Annotated in this window: 15 protein-coding genes and 1 tRNA gene; all 16 read left to right on the plus strand. The window is 61.2% G+C overall.

The genetic code is table 11. The features are described from left to right. The first annotated feature begins 37 nt into the window (after window positions 1-37). The 16 genes from pbpC to JIN84_RS05125 all read left to right on the plus strand — a co-directional run bounded on the left by pbpC (window position 38) and on the right by JIN84_RS05125 (window position 18,109). Window positions 38-2,302, plus strand: a complete 2,265-nt coding sequence (gene pbpC, locus JIN84_RS05050; protein WP_200349919.1) for a penicillin-binding protein 1C — start codon at window positions 38-40, stop codon at window positions 2,300-2,302. A 142-nt stretch (window positions 2,303-2,444) separates the two neighbouring features. After that, entirely contained in the window at window positions 2,445-3,128 is a 684-nt protein-coding gene (locus JIN84_RS05055) for a zinc metallopeptidase (RefSeq protein ID WP_234043181.1), read from the plus strand. Window positions 3,129-3,189: 61 nt separating this feature from the next. Then, on the plus strand, window positions 3,190-4,401 hold the full coding sequence (lpxK, locus tag JIN84_RS05060; RefSeq protein ID WP_200349920.1) for a tetraacyldisaccharide 4'-kinase: 1,212 nt from the start codon (window positions 3,190-3,192) through the stop codon (window positions 4,399-4,401). Window positions 4,402-4,503: 102 nt separating this feature from the next. Next, window positions 4,504-5,907 carry an efflux transporter outer membrane subunit gene (locus JIN84_RS05065; RefSeq protein ID WP_200349921.1) on the plus strand — a complete coding sequence of 468 codons (1,404 nt, stop codon included), beginning with the start codon at window positions 4,504-4,506 and terminating at the stop codon, window positions 5,905-5,907. A gap of 28 nt (window positions 5,908-5,935) precedes the next feature. Continuing rightward, a complete protein-coding gene (locus JIN84_RS05070) occupies window positions 5,936-7,267 on the plus strand; it encodes an efflux RND transporter periplasmic adaptor subunit (protein ID WP_200349922.1) in 1,332 nt (443 codons plus the stop codon). After that, window positions 7,264-7,974, plus strand: coding sequence for an ABC transporter ATP-binding protein (locus tag JIN84_RS05075; RefSeq protein WP_200349923.1), 711 nt, complete (start codon window positions 7,264-7,266; stop codon window positions 7,972-7,974). The genes JIN84_RS05070 and JIN84_RS05075 overlap by 4 nt, the downstream gene beginning before the upstream one ends. Before the next feature lie 5 nt (window positions 7,975-7,979). Further along, on the plus strand, window positions 7,980-9,188 hold the full coding sequence (locus tag JIN84_RS05080; protein ID WP_200350028.1) for an ABC transporter permease: 1,209 nt from the start codon (window positions 7,980-7,982) through the stop codon (window positions 9,186-9,188). Window positions 9,189-9,282: 94 nt separating this feature from the next. Beyond that, window positions 9,283-9,933, plus strand: coding sequence for a response regulator transcription factor (locus tag JIN84_RS05085; protein ID WP_200349924.1), 651 nt, complete (start codon window positions 9,283-9,285; stop codon window positions 9,931-9,933). Beyond that, window positions 9,930-11,360, plus strand: coding sequence for a sensor histidine kinase (locus JIN84_RS05090; RefSeq protein ID WP_200349925.1), 1,431 nt, complete (start codon window positions 9,930-9,932; stop codon window positions 11,358-11,360). Before JIN84_RS05085 ends, JIN84_RS05090 begins: the two co-directional genes overlap by 4 nt. Window positions 11,361-11,385: 25 nt before the next feature. Further along, window positions 11,386-12,498, plus strand: a complete 1,113-nt coding sequence (locus JIN84_RS05095) for a 3'-5' exoribonuclease YhaM family protein (RefSeq protein WP_200349926.1) — start codon at window positions 11,386-11,388, stop codon at window positions 12,496-12,498. 32 nt (window positions 12,499-12,530) lie between these two features. After that, window positions 12,531-12,767, plus strand: a complete 237-nt coding sequence (locus JIN84_RS05100; RefSeq protein WP_200349927.1) for a DUF6364 family protein — start codon at window positions 12,531-12,533, stop codon at window positions 12,765-12,767. After that, complete coding sequence (locus JIN84_RS05105; protein WP_200349928.1) at window positions 12,764-13,150, plus strand: PIN domain-containing protein; 387 nt, start codon at window positions 12,764-12,766, stop codon at window positions 13,148-13,150. The genes JIN84_RS05100 and JIN84_RS05105 overlap by 4 nt, the downstream gene beginning before the upstream one ends. A gap of 40 nt (window positions 13,151-13,190) precedes the next feature. Further along, window positions 13,191-15,272: a M3 family metallopeptidase gene (locus JIN84_RS05110; protein ID WP_200349929.1), complete on the plus strand. Its 2,082-nt coding sequence runs from the start codon at window positions 13,191-13,193 to the stop codon at window positions 15,270-15,272. Between the two features lie 64 nt (window positions 15,273-15,336). Beyond that, entirely contained in the window at window positions 15,337-16,584 is a 1,248-nt protein-coding gene (locus JIN84_RS05115) for a voltage-gated chloride channel family protein (RefSeq protein ID WP_200349930.1), read from the plus strand. Window positions 16,585-16,637: 53 nt separating this feature from the next. Continuing rightward, window positions 16,638-16,709 (plus strand) — tRNA-Arg (locus JIN84_RS05120). An 833-nt stretch (window positions 16,710-17,542) separates the two neighbouring features. Beyond that, window positions 17,543-18,109, plus strand: a complete 567-nt coding sequence (locus JIN84_RS05125; RefSeq protein WP_200349931.1) for a hypothetical protein — start codon at window positions 17,543-17,545, stop codon at window positions 18,107-18,109. Window positions 18,110-18,276 lie beyond the last annotated feature (167 nt).

Here is an 18,276-nt window from a genome sequence, read left to right on the forward strand (position 1 = left end):
GTTTATTTTGCAGGATATCCATCGCATCATCAGTCGCTTGATTTCCAATCCGAAGTGGCGGCGCCGGATCATCCGGTTGTTTTGTGCCGGCCTGCTGGCCGTGGCACTGGGATGGTTCGTGCTGCCCTTCGCCATGCCCCTCCCCGAAAGGCTGGCGGGAGATCCGGTGGCTTCTCCTGTCCTGCTGGATCGCCACGGCGCGGTCATCCGGCACGTGACACTCGCGGATTCCTCCCGCGCGGCACCTGTGCCACTGGACGATGTCCCGGCCGACCTCATCGCCTGCACCCTCGCCGCCGAGGACAAGCGGTTTTATCAGCATGGCGGCGTGGACCTGCTTGCCACCCTGCGCGCCGCCCGGGATTTTCTCCTCCACCGGCGTGTCGTTTCCGGTGCCTCCACCATCACCCAGCAGTTGGTGAAAATCTCCTCTCCGCCGGCGAGACGCGGCCCGTTCACCAAGATCCGTGAAGCGCTCGTCGCGCGCCGGCTGGAGATGACATGGTCGAAAAAACAAATCCTCACCGCCTACCTCAACCGCCTCGACTACGGGAACCTCCGAATCGGCAGCGCGGAAGCCGCACGCTTTTATTTCCAGAAGCCGCTTGCGGACCTTTCGCTGGCCGAGTGCGCCCTGCTGGCCGGACTGCCACAAGCTCCCTCGCGGCTGAATCCCCTCCGCCATCCGCAGCGTGCCGTCGTCAGAAGAAACACGGTGCTCGGGCGGCTTGGAAATGCGGCGGAGTCGGACCCCGTCCGCATCCGGGCCGCGTTGGCGGAGTCTCTTGTCCTGAGGCCGTTGCAGGACAAACAAACCGCTCCGTGGCTCGAACGGCAGCTTCAGGACCTCGGTTTCAAATCCCGGATCCAAACCACCCTCGACCTCCCGCTCCAGACGGATGTGGAGAACATCGTGCGGGAGGAAACCGCGAAGCTGAAGGATGCCAACCTCCGCCACGCCGCCGTCGTGATCATTCACAATCCCACCGGACAAATCCTCGCCCTCGTTTCCTCCGCCGATTGGAACGACCCGCGTGGCGGCCAGCTCAATGGCGCCCTCACCCCGCGATCCCCCGGCTCCACGCTCAAACCATTCACCTACCTGCTGGCGATGGAGAGGAACCACCGGACCCCGGCTTCCATCCTTGCGGATATCCCCAGTCCCTTCCGCACGCCGCAGGGGCTGGATCTGCCGGAAAACTACGACCGCCAATACCGCGGTCCGGTCACACTGCGTGCCGCGCTGGCCTGTTCGTTGAACGTCCCGGCCCTGCGGGAGATGAACCAGCTCGGTGGTCCGCAGGCCCTGCATCACCTGTTGGTGGATCTTGGCATCACCACGCTGGGGGCCGACCCCCTGCGATACGGACTCGGCCTCACCCTTGGAAACGCACCCGTCCGACTACTGGAACTCACCAATGCCTATGCCACGCTCGCCCGCCAGGGGCGTCATCAGCCGCCGGTCCTGTTTCTTCCTTCCACGTTCGATGTTTCTTCTTCGATGTTCGACGTTCGAAGCGCCTATCTCATCGCGGACATTTTGTCGGATTCACAGGCCCGCGCCCCCTCGTTCCAGCCCGGCGGCCCGCTCGACCTGCCATTCCGATGTGCGGTGAAAACCGGCACGTCCTCGGATTTCCATGACAACTGGTGCATCGGCTATACACCGGAATTCACCGTCGGGGTGTGGGCGGGAAATTTCGAGCACCAGCCGATGAAGGGGCTTTCCGGCATCGCGGGCGCGGGACCCGTTTTCCACCGCGCCATGCTGCGGGTCCATCGCGACGTGAAACCCACATGGTACGAAAAGCCTGCGGGCCTGCGGGAAGTCTCCATTGATCCACGGAATGGGAAACTGGTCCCGGCGGACGCGAAATACTCCCGCAGGGACATCGTCCCGGCGGATGATCCGCCTGCCGTCGCCACCGCCGCGGATTACGATCCAGAGGGCAGGGCGCTGCTTGATCCGACCTACGCGGGGTGGTTCGCCGGTGGCTACAATTCCCGCCGTGGAGAGCTCGCGCTGGATGCTTCCCAAGCAGTCGCCGAACCCCTCCGCGTCATCAGCCCCGCTCCGGACGCGACCTATCTGCTGGATCCCGAGATCCCTTCCGGTTCCGACCGGCTCCGGCCTGTCACGAACCTGCCGGGAGTCGCACGCTGGCATTCGGATACGCTGCGGATCGAGCCGGGTATCCCGGAGCCGGTCATTCATCTCACGGCGGGCACGCACATCCTCACCGTCACGGATCCGTCCACCGGAGCGACCCAGAGGCTCACGTTGCGTGTGAAGAGCCTGTAAGAATGCCGCGATTGGAAAATCCGCCTTATTTTCCACCAGGAAACGAGTTGCCGCGATGGGGATGCAAAGTAAAATGGCGGACATGACATCTGATCTGTTTTCCCACGCCCTCCTGGCGCAAACCCAAGGTGGGTTGTTTTCCATGAACTATCTCATCATCATCGGCGCTTCGATGTTGGTGAGCATGGTGGTGAGCGGCATGCTGAAGCGCCGTTTCACGCAATATTCCCAAATTCCGATCCGCATGACGGGCGCGCAGGTCGCCGAGGCCATGCTGCGCCAGAATGGCATCACCGACGTCCGGGTCATCAGTACGCCGGGCCAGCTGACGGACCACTACGATCCCACGAACAAGACGGTGAACCTCAGCGAGGGCGTCTATGCCATGAACAACGTCGCCGCCGCCGCCGTCGCCGCGCACGAATGCGGTCACGCGGTGCAGCACCAGCAGGCCTATGCATGGCTCGGCTTCCGCTCGAAGATGGTGCCGGCGGTGCAGTTTTCCAGCAACATGCTGAATTACGTGATGTTCGCCGGTATCTTCGGCGTCTTCTCGATGGGGAACCCCACCATTTTGTGGATCTACATCGCCCTGTTCAGCGTGACCACCTTGTTCGCCTTCATCACGCTGCCCGTGGAGTTCGACGCCAGCCGCCGCGCCCTCGTGTGGATGGAGAACAGCGGCATCGCCTCCAGCATCGAGCATGACCGTGCGAAGAACGCCCTCTTCTGGGCCGCCATGACCTACACCGCCGGTGCGCTGGGTTCCCTGGCGCAGCTGATCTACTTCGTCATGCAGGCGATGGGAGGCCGCAGGGAGGAGTGATCGATCCGTCTGATTCACGCTTGATCGGCGGGCCGGGCGCGGACCATCGTGTCTCCCGCCGATGAAGGAACTAATCGAAGAACTCGAACGCTGGGGCGCGGATGTGATCTTCGGCCGCGCCAAGGGGTTCCAGGCGGCGATGATGCGCTTCGCGATGCGGGCGCTGTCCGGGGTCTTCCGGATGATCGTCCAGATCCGCATCTGGCGTTACCGCAGCGGCTGGCGGGAACAGCATTATCTGGGCACGAAGGTCGTCGCCATCGGAAACATCACCGTCGGAGGGACCGGAAAAACCCCCGTGGTGGAACTGCTCTCCCGCACCCTGCGGGACCGGGGGCGGAAGGTGGCCATCCTCTCGCGAGGCTACAAGAGCAAGAAACTCGACCGTCCGCAGAAATGGCAGGATACAAAGGGCAGGACCATTCCGGGCGAGAAAATGCCCAAGGTCGTCTCCACCGGCAGCGCTCTTTTGCTGGACTCGAAGTATGCGGGCGACGAACCCTTCATGCTCGCCCGCAATCTCGACGGGGTGTCGGTGGTGGTGGACAAGAACCGCGTGAAAAGCGGGCGCTTCGCCGTCGGCCAGCTCGGGGTGGACACGCTTTTGTTGGACGATGGCATGCAGTACCTGGATCTGGCGCACTCCATCGACATCGTGCTGGTGGACTCCGGTTCGCCCTTCGGCACCGAGGCCCTGCTCCCGCGCGGCACCCTGCGTGAGCCGCCGAAGAACCTGCGCCGGGCGAGCTACATCCTCATCACCAAGTGCGACGGAAGTCCGAACGAGGCCCTGATTTCCCGCATCCGCAAATACAACAGGACCGCGGAAATCATCGAGTGCACGCACGGGCCGATCTACCTGGAGGATGTCTTCACCCGCGAGAGGAAACCCTTGGATTTCCTCAAGGACAAGTGGGTGGGCGCCATCAGCGCCATCGCCGTGCCGGAGGCGTTCGAGGGTTCGCTCGCCAAGCTCGGAGCACGTGTGGAAATCAGGCGGCGCTTTTCTGACCACTACCGGTTTTCGCGAAAGGAAGTGGAAACGTTCATGCACCGCTGCGTCGAGCGGGACATGGAAATGATCGTCACCACCGAGAAGGATGCGGTGCGGTTTCCCCGGCCCGGCTCCATCGATGTGCCGGTGTATTTCCTCCGCATCGAGGTGGAGATCCTGAAAGGACAAGAGATCTGGGACGATCTCATCGAGCGGATCTGCCGCCCGCCCGGAGCTTTCGAGCACGTGCTGCGGCATCGGGACGCCTATCGGCCATAATCGCGCAAGCTCCCCGGGCGGGAGTGCGTATGATGGGCGGAAATTTCTCCGCTCTTCACCTTTTCTAAAGGTTTGACCTCCTATGCTCCGCACAGATTCGTTATGAAATCCGCCCGCTTTTTCTTCATTTCCAGCGTCGCCCTCATCGGGTTGAGCGGCTGTGGTGTCACGTCCACCTCCTCGCATGCGAATCTCCCGCTGCCCGCCGACTGGAAAAACTCCGCAGGATTTCCCGTCGCCTCGGCCACCCGCGATCTCAGCCGCTGGTGGGGCCGCTTCAATGATCCGACGCTGAACCGCGTCATTTCGGACGCGCTGAAGAACAGCCCGGACATCGCCTCGGCCTCGGCACGCGTCAGGGAGTCGCGGGCGCAGCGCAACGCGGTCGCCTCCTCGCTTTTCCCATCCCTCAGCGGCGGAGTGACGGGGAATGCGAATGCTTCCGACAGGGACAGGTTCGGCCGCGATTCCGACAGCTCCTACTCCGCCGGCCTGAACGCCTCGTGGGAAGCGGATCTTTTTGGGAAAAACCGGAGCTCGGTGGAAGCCGCTTCCGCACAGGTCGGAGCCACCCAGGAAAACTTCCACTCGGTCCAGGCTTCCCTGGCCGCTGAAACGGCCTCTGCCTATGCCTCCCTCCGCACGAACGAAGCCCGGCTGGCGGTGCTGAAGAAAAACATCACCACCCGTGAGGAGACCGCGCGTCTGGCCGGTTGGCGGAACCAGGCGGGCGAGGCGGATTCGCTGGAAGCCACCCAGGCCCAAAGCAGTCTTGAGACCGCGCGCGCCGCGATCCCGTCGCTGGAGCAGGCCATTTCCCAAGGAAAAAACCAGCTCGCCTTCCTCGCCGGCCGCTCGCCGGGGGAACTGGATTCCTTGCTGTCCAAAAGCCATGGCGCGCCCGTTCCGCCAAGCAGTCTCGCGATCGGCATCCCTGCGGACGTGCTCCGCCAGCGGCCGGATGTCAGACTCGCCGGCTATCAGTTGCTCGCCGCCGCCGCCAGCACCCGCGCCACCGAGGCGACCCGCTATCCGTCGTTGAATCTCTCCGGATCGCTCGGCTTGAACTCCGCCACCGCCAGCAAGCTGCTCGATCCGGAGGCCGCCACGGCCAGCCTGGTCGCCGGAATCACCTCGCCGATTTTCGACGCGGGCCGCATCAAATCGAATATCGAAGCCGCATCCGCCTCCGAGGAACAGGCCATCCAAACCTACCGCACCACGGTGCTCAACGCTCTCAGGGAAACGGAGGATGCCCTCATCGCCTGCCGCCGCTCCGCCGAGCGTCTCGAACTGTTGGAAACCGCCACCCGACTGGCACGGGAATCCGACGAAACCGCCCGCCAGCGTTACGAATCCGGAGAAATCGATTTCCTCGATGTGCTCGATTCCCAACGCACGCTCCTCAGCCTCGAAGACAACCTGCTCACCACCCGCACCGACCGCACCACCGCCTACATCCGCCTCTACCAGGCCCTCGGCGGCGGCTGGTCCTCCGGTTCCTGAATCCATTTCCAAACATCCATCCAATTCAATGACATCATCCGATTCATCAGAGAATCTCGCCACCATCGTCGCCAGCGGAGCCTCGCGCCCGGTGAGGAAGTGGATTTTCATCACCATCGCCGTCGCCCTGGCCGGAGGCGGCGCCTGGTACTACATGGGGCGTAACAAGGGCGGCGAGCAGAAGGCGGAATACCACACGGAGGCGTCCAAGATCGGCCGCATCTCGCTCATCGTCACCGCCGCGGGGAACCTCGCCCCCACCAACCAGATCATCGTCGGCAGCGAGCTCTCCGGCACGGCGAGGGAAGTGCTGGTGGACACCAACGACCAGGTGAAAAAAGGCCAGACCCTCGCCATTCTGGATACTTCCAAGCTCGACCAGCAGACCGCGCGCAGCCGCGCCACCCTGCTTGCCTCGAAGGCCAGGGTCAGCCAGGCCCAGGCCACTCTCGCGGAGAGCAAGGCCGCGCTCGCCCGCCAGGAGGAGCTCCACGAACTCAGCGGTGGCAAGACCCCTTCACGCGCCACCATGGAAACCTCGCGCGCCACCGTGGCCCGCGCCGAGGCGGATCTGGAAAGCGCCCAGGCCACCGTCGCCGGTGCCGAGGCGGAGGTCCGCTCCTTCGAAAGCGATATCGCGAAGGCGATCATCCGCTCTCCCGTCGACGGCATCGTCCTCTCGCGTTCCATCGAAGTCGGCCAGACCGTGGCCGCCTCGTTCACCGCTCCCACGCTGTTCACCATCGCCGAGGATCTGAAGAAAATGGAACTCCTTGTGAATGTCTCCGAGGCCGACATCGGCCGCATCGAGGTTGGCCAGACCGCGACGTTCACCGTCGACGCGTGGGCTTCCCGCAACTACACCGCCAAGGTGAAAAAAGTGGCGTTCGGAGCGGTGGGGACCGGTTCGACCACCACGTCCGCCACCACGTCGTCCAACACCGTGGTGACCTACAGCACCGAGCTTGAGGTGGCTAACGAGGATCTCTCCCTCCGCCCGGGCATGACCGCCACCGTGGACATCGCCATCGTGGACAAGAAGGACATCCTCGTTGTTCCGAATTCCGCCCTCCGCTTCGATCCCGTCGCCGCCGCCGCCATTGGCAAGCCGGATGCCACCAAGCGCACCCTTGTCCAAAGCCTCTCACCGGGCGGCGGCAGGCGCTGGCGCGGCGCTCCTCCCGCGAAGGCGGGTTCCTCGGATTCCGTACCGAGGGTCTGGACACTGAAAGACGGGGAGCCTTCGGAAATCAAGGTCAAGCCGGGCATCACCGACGGCCGCTTCACCGAAATCCTCGGCGAGGGACTCGCCGAGGGCACTCCGCTCATCATCAGCATCAAGCCACCGAAGACCGAATGAACGCTGAAAAGCTTATCCAGCTCAAAGGCCTGACCAAGCGCTACGGTTCGGGTGACGCCGCGTTCCTCGCACTCCGCGGAGTGGATCTGACCATCAATCGCGGGGAATTCGTCGCCGTCATGGGTCCCAGCGGCTCCGGAAAATCGACCCTCATGAATTTGTTGGGTTGTCTGGATACCCCCACCGCCGGTTCCTACCTGTTCAAGGGGATTCCCGTGGAAAATCTCAACAAGGACCAGCGCTCGCTGCTCCGGCGGCACGCGCTGGGATTCATTTTCCAAGGATTCAACCTGCTCGCCCGCACTTCAGCGCTGGAGAACGTGGAACTTCCTCTGCTCTATCGCGGTTACTCCAGGAAGCAGCGTCACGAAATGGCCCGCGCGGCGCTGGCCCAGGTGAGCTTGTCCGACAAGGAACGCAACACCCCTGCGGAGCTTTCCGGCGGCCAGCAGCAGCGCGTGGCCATCGCCCGCGCCATCGTCACCCGACCGGACACCCTCTTCGCCGACGAACCCACCGGAAACCTCGATTCCAAAACCACCGTCGAAATCATGGAACTCCTCCGCAAACTCAACTCCGAACGGGGAATCTCCATCATCATGGTCACCCACGAAGATGAGGTCGCCGCCTGCGCCCGCCGCGTCATCCACGTCCGGGACGGCCTGATTTCCGACGACATCATCAACCGCCAGAATCTCCCGTCATGATCGCAATGTCCTTCAACGCGCTGCTCATCGCCATCCGGGAAATCCGGCGGAACCTGACGCGCTCTTTCCTCACCGTGATCGGGATCGTCATCGGCGTCGCCGCGGTGATCACCATGGTCACCCTCGGCCGGGGAGCCACCGAGACCGTGAAACAACAGATTTCCAAAATGGGGAACAACCTGCTCGTGCTCCGTCCCGGCCAGGGCTGGGGTGGTGGCGGCGCGCCGATGTTCAGCCTGCAGGATGTGGATGCCGTCCGTGACCAGGTCCCGGGCATCTCCTCGGTCGCTCCTTTCGTGTCCAACAACGCACAGGTGGTCTATCAGGAGGAAAGCCGCACCTACGACGTCCAAGGCACCACGCCCAACTATTTCGCGATCGCGAACTGGACCATCGGGACCGGCCGGTTTTTCACGGAAGCGGAGGTGGACGAGTCCGCGCCCGTCTGTGTCATCGGGGAAACCATCCGCAAGGAACTCTTCGGCGAGGGAGTGGATCCCGTGGGCAGCAAGGTCCGTGTGAGAAACATGACACTCGAAGTCATCGGCGTTACCGCGGCGAAGGGCCAGGGCGGTTTCGGCGACGATCTGGACGACAACATGATGACCCCCTACACCACCATCATCCACCGCTTTTCGGGTCGCCAGGGCGGGAAGGCTTTCAACCAGATCATGATCTCGGGCCAGCAGGATTATCCCAGCGCCTACATCGTGGCGGACGTCGCCGCGCTGATGCGCGAGCGCCGGAAAATCACCGCCAACGAGGCGGACAACTTCAACGTCTTCGACTCGCAGCAGCTCGCCGAAGTGATCAGCTCGAGCACCAAGGTGATGACCTCGCTGCTGGGTGCCGTGGCAGGGGTGAGTCTTCTGGTGGGTGGCATCGGCATCATGAACATCATGCTTGTTTCCGTCACCGAGCGCACCCGCGAGATCGGCATCCGCCTCGCGATCGGCGCGCGGGCGCGGGAGGTGCTCCTGCAGTTCCTTGTCGAGGCGGTGACACTTTCCTGCATCGGGGGAGTGGCCGGCATTTCCCTTGCCTACGGCCTGTGCACGATGCTGGCGGAAGTGGTGGGCGCGCCATTCCTTTTCGACCCGAAAATCAATATCATCGCCTTCGTCTTCTCCGCGGCCATCGGCATCCTCTTCGGTTTCATGCCGGCACGCCGGGCCGCGGCTCTTGATCCGATCGACGCGCTCAGGCATGAATAGGTTGGGTTGAGAGTCGTGCGGGAGTTGGGAGCAAAATCCACTGCCCGGCTCCCGCTCTCAACGCCCGACCAACCCACTCCCGACTTTCTTCCTCATGCGGCTCCTCATCATCGAAGACGACCCACTCCTCCAGCGGAGCCTCGCGGCGAACCTGCGCGAGGAGAACTACGCCGTCGATACCGCGGATGACGGCGAGTCCGGCCTCTTCAAGGCCAGCAATTCGGACTACGATTGTATCGTGCTGGACGGCATGCTCCCGGTGTTCGACGGGTGGGAGGTCCTGCGCCGCCTGCGTCCCCTGAAATCGACACCCGTGCTGATGCTCACCGCACGTGATGCGGTGCCGGACCGTGTCCGTGGCCTCGACGCGGGAGCGGATGATTATCTGACCAAGCCTTTTGACAGCGACGAACTGCTCGCCCGCATCCGCGCGCTCATCCGGCGGAGCTCGGGACAAGCAAGCAGCCTGTTGGAAATCGATGGCATCACCATCGACACCGCCTCCCGGACGGTCAGCCAGGATGGAAAGGAAATCTCCCTCACCGCGCGGGAATACGCGCTCGTGGAATACCTCGCGCTGCACCGCAGCCAGGTCGTCAGCCGCAGCGAACTCTACGAACATCTTTTCGACGAAGATGACGACACGCTTTCGAACCTGCTGGATGTGCACGTTTCCAACATCCGCAAGAAGCTGGGGCCTGAATTCATCACCACCCGCCGGGGGCACGGCTACTCCGTCGAATGAACCTGCTCTTCCATTCGGTCCGCTGGCGCCTGCAACTGTGGCACGCGCTCATCCTGCTGGGCGTCATCACCGCGCTTTGCATGCTCGCCTACCGGTTGGCGGTGGAGGACCGGCGGGAGCGGATCGACCGGGAGTTGGAAGCCTTCGAGCGCGCCTTCATGCGGAGTTTCTGGGAGGTGCAGTCCCGCAAGAACAAGGAGGACAAGATCCCGTCCACCGGGGAACTCCGCCAGCGGTTCCGGAGTTTGGAAAACGCGCAGGATTTCCCGTTGGAAATGCGCGACCTGTTCGATCCGGAAGCGAAGGACAGCACCTACCTCGCTTTCTGGGACGGCAACGGGCAGACGCTTTTCCGTTCCGCGAACGCACCCGCGAGCCTGGGGTGCCCCAAGTTGTCCTCATCCGACGGGGATCGGAAGGTCGGTACGCGCGGCATCTATCGAGAACTGATCCAAGGCGGGCCACGTGGCTTCCGCAGCATGGTGGGCCGCGACATTTCCTCGGACCGCATGGCACTCGCGAGGCTGGGCTGGCAGATCACGGGCAGCGGCGCCTTGTTCTGGTTGCTGGGCCTTTTGGGTGGCTGGTGGCTGGCCGGACGGGCGATCCAGCCCATTGAGGCGATCAGCCAGACCGCATCGCGCATCGCGGGAGGCAAGCTCTCCGAGCGGATCGACATCGCGGGAACGGACAACGAACTGACGCGTCTCAGCCAGGTGCTGAACGAAACTTTCGACCGCCTTGCAGCCGGCATCGAGCGCCAGCGGGATTTCACGGCGGATGCCTCGCACGAGCTCCGCACTCCGCTGACAGTGATCTTGTCCGAAACCTCACGCGGGCTGAAACGCGAACGCACCGCGGAGGAATATCAGGAGGTCATTTCAAACTGCAGCCACGCCGCCACCCGCATGCGTTCGTTGGTGGAATCGCTGCTTCTGCTGGCCCGGCAGGATGACAGTCCGGAACTCCGGCGCGAGGTGGTGGATCTTTCCTCGGTGGCGTCCGACTCGATCCAGCTCCTCCAGCCGCTGGCTGACCAACATGGCATCCGCGTCATCGCGGACCTGGAGTCCGCCCGCTGCTCCGCCGATCCGAACGCGCTTTCCATCGTCGCGGGCAATCTCATTTCAAACGCGATCAGCCATCAGCCGGATGGCGGTGAGGTGAGGATCCGTGTTTTTTCCGAGGAGCGGCAGGTGGTGTTGGAGGTGGCGGATCATGGGCCGGGAATCTCCGCGGAACACCTGCCACGCTTGTTCGACCGATTCTACCGGATTGATCCCGCCCGTGGATCCGCCAGCGGTCATTCCGGCCTCGGCCTCGCCATCGTGCGGGCCATCGTGGAGAATCACCAGGGCGGCGTCGCCGTCGAGAGCGCGCCCGGAGAAGGAGCGACGTTCCGGGTAAGCCTGCCGGGAATGGCGTGACGGGAGGATTCAGGGTGGACGCGCCATGGCCCGGGCTGTCACGCTGTCGCACGTGAGTCCGATCACCATCGCCGCCATCAAGGAACAAGCCGGGGAAACGCCCATCGTGGCAGCGATCCAGGCACAGCTCCAGTCACGTGCCGTCCGCACGACAAAGGGCGGAAAGCCGTATTTTGAAATGCTGTTCGCCGACTCGACAGGAAATTTCTCCCTGAAGATCTGGTCGGACTCGGCGATGTACGAAGCGGCGGAAAAGATGGCGGATGGGTCCATCGTCCGGCTCGAAGCCGAGTGGACCCAGAACCAATACGGGGTGAATCCGAACAAGCTGGAGTGGCACCACATGGATGAATCCGCGATCGCTGATTTCCTGGCAGGCGATCCAGAGACTCGTGACAAGCAGGATCGCGATTTCGCGGAGATCCGCCGCTTGTGTGATTCCATCGAAGATCCGCGCTATCACGCGCTGTGCGCCCATTTCCTCATCCAGTTGGGCGATCGTTTCCGCCGCACCGCCGCTGCGAGGAAAAACCACCATGCCCGCCGGGGAGGACTCGTCGAACACGTGGCGCAGATGATGCGTTCCGCCGCCGCGTTGTGTCCCGTCTATCAGGAACTGAACCGCGATCTGATGATCACGGGTGTGTTGTTCCACGATTGCGGAAAGCTGTGGGAAAACTCATATCCGGAGGATGGCTTCGCGCAAATCCACGGCATTCACGGTGAGATGCTGGGGCATATCCCGCTCGGCATCGAATTGGTGAACAAACTGTGGAACGACTTGCTGGAAACCGGGGAAGCGGACGAGTGGAAATCGCTCAAGCCCTCGACCGAAATGACCCGCCTGCACCTGCTGCATCTCATCGGCAGCCATCACGGCCAGTATGAATTCGGCTCCCCCGTGCTGCCGCGCACGCCCGAGGCCTTTGCCTTGCACTATATCGACAATCTCGATGCCAAACTCGAGATGGTCAGGGATGCCTACGTGCAGTCGAACGAAATCGCACCCGGCATTTACGACCGCATGTTTCCGTTGCCGACGAATCTGGTCCGTCCCCTGGCGGTTTTCGTGCCACCGCCAACCAAGCCGGAGGACGGGAGTGAATCGGGGCATGACGAACCGCAGGCTGAATCTTGACGGTATGCATGATTTGCTGTAGATGCATACTCATGAAAACGCGTGTCACCGTCACCATGGATCCGGAGATCCATCGTCTGGCGAAACAGGCGGCGCGGAAGAGGCGCACCACGGTCTCCGGTTTGATCGAAGCCTTGCTCCAGGCCGAGGCCGCTCCGAAAAAAGGCAGCATTGTCAGCGGCATGGTGGGAATGGCGGGTCTGCGGGTGCCCGCTCCCGGCAGCGATCCCTTGCATGAGGCCTTGCAGGCAAAATATGTCCGCGGATGAAGATCCTGATCGATACGGACGTTCTTCTGGATGTCGCGCTGGCCCGGGAACCCCATCTCGCCGCCAGCGCCGGAGTGTTGGAGTGGGCGGAAGCGGGAGGCGAGGCATGCGTCGCCTGGCACACGCTTACGAATTGTTCCTATCTGCTCAAAGGTGGCAGACCGTTTCTGGTGGAACTGCTCAAGCTGGTGGAGGTCTCCTCAACAGGGACGGCGGATGCGGCACGGGCGCTTGCCTTGCCCATGACCGATGTGGAAGATGCGTTCCAAGTCGCGGCAGCGTTGGCATGGCATGCGGATTTCATCGTCACCCGCAACCTTCCTGACTACCGGCACTCACCCGTCACAGCCATCTCACCCGCCGATTTTCTCGAAAAACTCTGACCCTGCCACGCCTTTCAACTTCTCACTTTATCAATTCCACATGCATCCGTTCCTTTCCCCAGATTTCCACGTCCGTTGGTCCACGCTCGTTCCTGAAGCCGTCGAGCCGGACATCCGCCACGCGCTTGAGCTCGCGAAGGCGAACATCGAGGCCATCTGCTCCCAGGATCATGCGACCGCGGACTACGGGTCCACGTTCCTCGCGTTTGAGAATGCCAGCCAGGAGCTGAACGACGGCTGGGGACGGCTCAACCACCTGGATTCCGTCAGCGACAATCCCGCCCAGCGCGAGGCGCTCGGGAAGATGCTGCCCGAGGTGACGGATTTCTACTCCTCTCTCGCGCTCAACGACCGCTTGTGGAGCGTCATCAAGGCGGCCGGTGAAAAATCGGAGATTTCCACGCTGCCGCCCGTGCAGCAGCGTTTCGTCGAGGAGACGCTGGCGGATTTCCGCAACTCCGGCGCGGATCTTCCGGCGGAGAAAAAGGCGCGCATCGCCGCCATCGAGGCCGAGCTTTCCAAGATCACCAAGGAGTATTCCGAGCACGTGCTGGATTCCACGAACGCCTGGGAACTCGTCATCACGGATGAGGAAAAACTCGCCGGTCTTCCGGACTCCGCGAAGGCGGGTGCCGCCGCGAACGCCCGTGCGAAAGGTCACGAGAACGCATGGCGTTTCACCCTGCAGTTTCCCTCCATGTCTCCCATCATGCAGCATCTGCACGACGATGGAATCCGCAAGCAGGTCTGGGAGGCATCGACAAAGGTCGGAGGCTATGGCGACTATGACAACACGTCACTCGTCTGGCGCATTCTGGAACTCCGTCAGGAAAAGGCTGAAATCCTCGGTCATTCGCATTTCGCCGATCTCACCCTTCTCCGCCGCATGGCGAAAACCGGTGGCTCGGCGCTCGGGTTCATCGAGAACCTCCACGCCCGCATCAAGCCCGCGTTCCTGGCGGAATACAAGCAACTCGCCCAATACAAGGCGGCGAAATCCGGCCAGCCCGTTGACGGACTTCAACCGTGGGAGGTTTCGTACTGGGCGGAGAAACAACGCCAGGAAAACTACGATTTCGATGAGGAGGAACTGCGCCCGTATTTCCCTGTCGATGGCGTGATGGCCGGCATGTTTGAAATCGCCTCGCGCATTTTCGGCATCACCATCCGTGAACTGGACACCGTTTTCTCGGAAACTCCTCTGCCCGTATCGGATTCGGATGTCGTTGAAACCTGGCACCCCGAATGCAAGTTCTACGAGATCCATGACTCGGAAACCGCCGCCCATCTCGGATCGTTCTATGCGGACTGGCATCCACGCGAATCCAAGCGCGGCGGTGCCTGGATGAACTCTCTCCACACCGGAGCGCTTGGCGAGCCTCACCTCGGCCTCATCATCGGGAACATGAGCCCCCCGGTGGACGGCAAGCCCGCGCTGCTCACCCACCGTGAGGTGGAGACGATTTTCCATGAGTTCGGCCACCTCCTGCACGGTCTGCTCAGCGACGTCGCGGTGAAATCCCTGTCCGGAACGAACGTCCCTTGGGATTTCGTCGAGCTTCCGTCACAGATCATGGAAAACTTCTGTTGGGACCGCGAATCGCTCGATCTCTTCGCCCGCCACTTCGAGACCGGCGATGCGATCCCGGAAGATCTTTTCGCGAAAATGATCGCCGCGAAGAACTACCTCAGCGCGTCCGGCTTCATGCGCCAGCTCTCGTTCGCAAAGCTGGATCTGGAGCTCCACATCAATTTCCCGAAGTTCGCAGGCAAGGATCTGGACGCCGTGGACCGTGAAATCCTCGCCGACTATCTCGCGCCACTCAAGACGCCGTCGCCCTCCATGATGCGGCGTTTCAACCACCTCTTCAGCAGCCCGACCGGTTACGCAGCCGGCTACTATTCCTACAAATGGGCGGAAGTGCTCGATGCCGACGCCTTCACCCGCTTCCAGAAAGAGGGCGTGCTGAACTCCGAAACCGGAGCCGCCTTCCGCGAGCACATCCTCAGCAAAGGCAACTCCGTGCCTCCGGACGAGCTCTACCGCCGCTTCATGGGCCGCGATCCCGAGCAGGAACCGCTGCTCATCCGCGCCGGCCTGGCGGAACCGGCGCTGGCTTGAGCGGATGAAATAGAGGTCAATACGGAGGAACGAGCCTCCACCGGAATTGAGGTAAAGCCATTCGATGATTGCCGCCGCAGCCCAAGCCAGACTCCCATCCATCCTGCGGTGGACCGCCATTCTCGTCCCGCTGGCGGCGGTGGTGGGCACGGCCTCCGCGTTTTTCCTATGGGCGCTGGATGCCGTCACCCGTCTTCGTTTCGCAAACCCCTGGCTGTTGTTTCTTCTGCCGGTCGGCGGGTTGCTCGTCGGGATGATCTATCAGAGGGTCGGGAAATCCGCCGCGGGAGGAAACAACCTGCTCATCGATGAGATCCACCAGCCCGGGGCGGGCGTGCCCCGGCGGATGGCTCCGCTGATCCTGTTCGGCACGCTCGTCACCCACCTCTTCGGCGGATCCGCCGGGCGGGAGGGAACGGCGGTGCAGATGGGCGGCAGCATCGCCGCCGCGTTCGCGCGCATGCTGGCTTTGGATGCCGCAAGCGTCAGGATCGTACTCATGGCCGGGGTCGCGGCGGGATTCGGTTCGATTTTCGGCACTCCGGTGGCGGGGGCGGTGTTCGCGTTGGAGGTTCTGGTCGTGGGGCGGGTGCAGTATGACGCGCTCATTCCCTGTTTTTTCGCCTCGTTGCTCGCCGACTGGACCTGCCGGTTCTGGGGAATTGGACACACCCATTATCAGATCGAACTGCTCCCACCGGGCGCCCTGCCCGACCCTTGGCTGATGGGGAAGGTCATGCTGGCTTCCGCGGCCTTTGGTCTCGCCGCCCTGCTGTTTTCCACGCTGTCCCATCGTCTGGCGGACGCTTTCAAGACCTATGTTCCCCGCCCGGAACTCCGGCCGGTGGTGGGCGGGATCCTCGTGATCGCCTTGTTTTTCCTCGCCGGTACCTCTGACTACCTCGGTCTTGGCGTTCTGGCGGAGCATCCGGATTCCATCACCTTGCCGGCGCTCTTCACCTCCACGGGGATTCCCGCCAGCGCGTGGGCCTGGAAATTGCTCTTCACCGTCATCACTCTGAGCGCGGGATTCAAGGGAGGCGAGGTGACCCCCCTGTTTTTCATCGGCGCGGCGTTGGGAAACGCGCTCGGAACCGTGCTGGGAGCGCCGGTGGACCTCTTCGCGGGCATTGGATTCGTCGCCATTTTTGCCGGAGCCACCAACACGCCGCTCGCCTCCATTTTCCTCGGCATGGAGCTTTTCGGCGCGGAAAACGGCCTCTACATCGCCACCGCCTGCATCATCGCCTACGCGTGCAGCGGCAGCAAGGGCATCTACAGCGCCCAACGTCTGCCATCTTCTCACAACTGACTTGCCTGCCGCGTTCCGGGCGTTTATTTCCTTCCCGCCCGCAGGCACTTCATGCCCCCGTAGTTCAATGGATAGAACAAGGGTTTCCTAAACTCTAGATTCAAGTTCGATTCTTGACGGGGGCATTTGGTGCAAGTGGTTGAATATTAGCGAAATAGGTTAGCTATTAAGTCGCTAAGTGGACGTGTTGACGCGTGTTCAAATGCGCCAAAATGCACCGAAAATCCCCGAAATGAGGCGGAAAAGGATTACAAAGGGATTACAAAATTTAGATTATCTCCGCAATTGGCGAGGCTAATCAATGGAACCTTTCGGCGCGCGCTAAGGTTCTAGTCATACTCGAACTTCTTTTTTGCTTTGGAACGCAAGACGGTTCAAATTTTGTTAATTCATGGAATCTCTGAAGATCCTTTAATTCACGGTAGCGTAAAAAGCATTTGAACAGCGCTGTATCTCGTAGGTATCGGCATTTTTTTTAATTTATGCTCCCATATAGCGGGTATTTTAATGAAATATGAAAATAATTGTAGGAATATGGGAGAGTAATACGTTATACACCCGTCCGGCAACGCCCTTCCACCCCTTAAGGGAGGGATGGAACTAACCCTGTAAATCTACAGATTAAGGGTAGAGTTGCGCTCACAGCATTTGCACGTATCGTTACACATGAACTCATCCGCACCAGCAAATCAGCCCATCATCATGGATGTGCTTAGATTGTACCCTACTCAGGGCGAAGCGGCGTTGAAGCCGTATATCGTACCTTCGCCATGTGTTCAGGCGAACGCCCGTGGCACCTTGGGAGTTGTAGAGGTTGATGAAGTCAAAAAGAAGGCATTGGCCGCTGGACAGCGGCTTCGGGCTCTTTTGACTGAAAGTGTGTGATAATCAGCACTTGACGCACTGACGTCGGAACCGTTTACATTGCGTTCTGCGCCCTAATTGGGTGTTTAACCCAATGAGTGGCACAAATATAATCTGTTTCGACGATCTCTATTCCGAAGATCCCTATGAGTCCGCTAGGATTTTTGCCCCGTGGGCTGATCAGTGCCTAAAGGGTTTTGGGTGTGAAAATTATTTCATAAATCCAGATCGTATTTGGGAATTCATCACCTCTCTTCGTAAATCCGACTTTCCTGCGAACGGTGGGTTTGAAAAGGCAAGCCCATTCAAAAAGGCAGCAAACGTTTTTGTCTGGCTACAAGCAATTGCTCCTTTTAAAGAGCCGCTTAAATCTGAGCAAGTGGGGGAAGATCTTGCGAGACTTTCCAACAATGCAAATGTTTTGGTGGGGTATACGCTTGTTCAGGAAGCTCTTACAGGTGCTAAGTTATTCAAGAAGAACGGCGAGCAGGAAACTGTCGTAACCCTAGAAAAGCCCATGCGGATTTCTCGACACATGCTGGTGGATCTCGCTGAAGCTGCACAACGGATCTTGCCTGATACGCACTTCAAGACTTATTCGGTTTTATTCGAAGCGTTGTGCTACAACGAAAATGGGTGCGGTTATCCTCGGGTAATCTAAACGCACGACTGGGGAGGTGGGTAATGTGATCCCCTTCGTAAATAATCACGGTAGGTCTAGGCGCCCGGCGGTGTTTTTCCCAGAATCGGGAATAACCCAGCCCCCAAGTTTGGGGAGTGAAGTTTCGGCACCTCCCGAATAACCTTTTCCCCAGAATTGGGGAAAGT

The sequence above is a fragment of the Luteolibacter yonseiensis genome (assembly GCF_016595465.1).
Classification (GTDB): domain Bacteria; phylum Verrucomicrobiota; class Verrucomicrobiia; order Verrucomicrobiales; family Akkermansiaceae; genus Luteolibacter; species Luteolibacter yonseiensis.

Coding starts and splice junctions, on each gene's coding strand:
- JIN84_RS05065 (WP_200349921.1), top strand. CDS start 4,504: ATGAAATCCGCCCGCTTTTTCTTCATTTCCAGCGTCGCCCTCATCGGG.
- JIN84_RS05125 (WP_200349931.1), top strand. CDS start 17,543: ATGAGTGGCACAAATATAATCTGTTTCGACGATCTCTATTCCGAAGAT.
- JIN84_RS05080 (WP_200350028.1), top strand. CDS start 7,980: ATGTCCTTCAACGCGCTGCTCATCGCCATCCGGGAAATCCGGCGGAAC.
- JIN84_RS05070 (WP_200349922.1), top strand. CDS start 5,936: ATGACATCATCCGATTCATCAGAGAATCTCGCCACCATCGTCGCCAGC.
- lpxK (WP_200349920.1), top strand. CDS start 3,190: ATGAAGGAACTAATCGAAGAACTCGAACGCTGGGGCGCGGATGTGATC.
- JIN84_RS05105 (WP_200349928.1), top strand. CDS start 12,764: ATGAAGATCCTGATCGATACGGACGTTCTTCTGGATGTCGCGCTGGCC.
- JIN84_RS05055 (WP_234043181.1), top strand. CDS start 2,445: ATGAACTATCTCATCATCATCGGCGCTTCGATGTTGGTGAGCATGGTG.
- JIN84_RS05085 (WP_200349924.1), top strand. CDS start 9,283: ATGCGGCTCCTCATCATCGAAGACGACCCACTCCTCCAGCGGAGCCTC.
- JIN84_RS05095 (WP_200349926.1), top strand. CDS start 11,386: ATGGCCCGGGCTGTCACGCTGTCGCACGTGAGTCCGATCACCATCGCC.
- JIN84_RS05110 (WP_200349929.1), top strand. CDS start 13,191: ATGCATCCGTTCCTTTCCCCAGATTTCCACGTCCGTTGGTCCACGCTC.
- JIN84_RS05090 (WP_200349925.1), top strand. CDS start 9,930: ATGAACCTGCTCTTCCATTCGGTCCGCTGGCGCCTGCAACTGTGGCAC.
- JIN84_RS05100 (WP_200349927.1), top strand. CDS start 12,531: ATGAAAACGCGTGTCACCGTCACCATGGATCCGGAGATCCATCGTCTG.
- JIN84_RS05075 (WP_200349923.1), top strand. CDS start 7,264: ATGAACGCTGAAAAGCTTATCCAGCTCAAAGGCCTGACCAAGCGCTAC.
- JIN84_RS05115 (WP_200349930.1), top strand. CDS start 15,337: ATGATTGCCGCCGCAGCCCAAGCCAGACTCCCATCCATCCTGCGGTGG.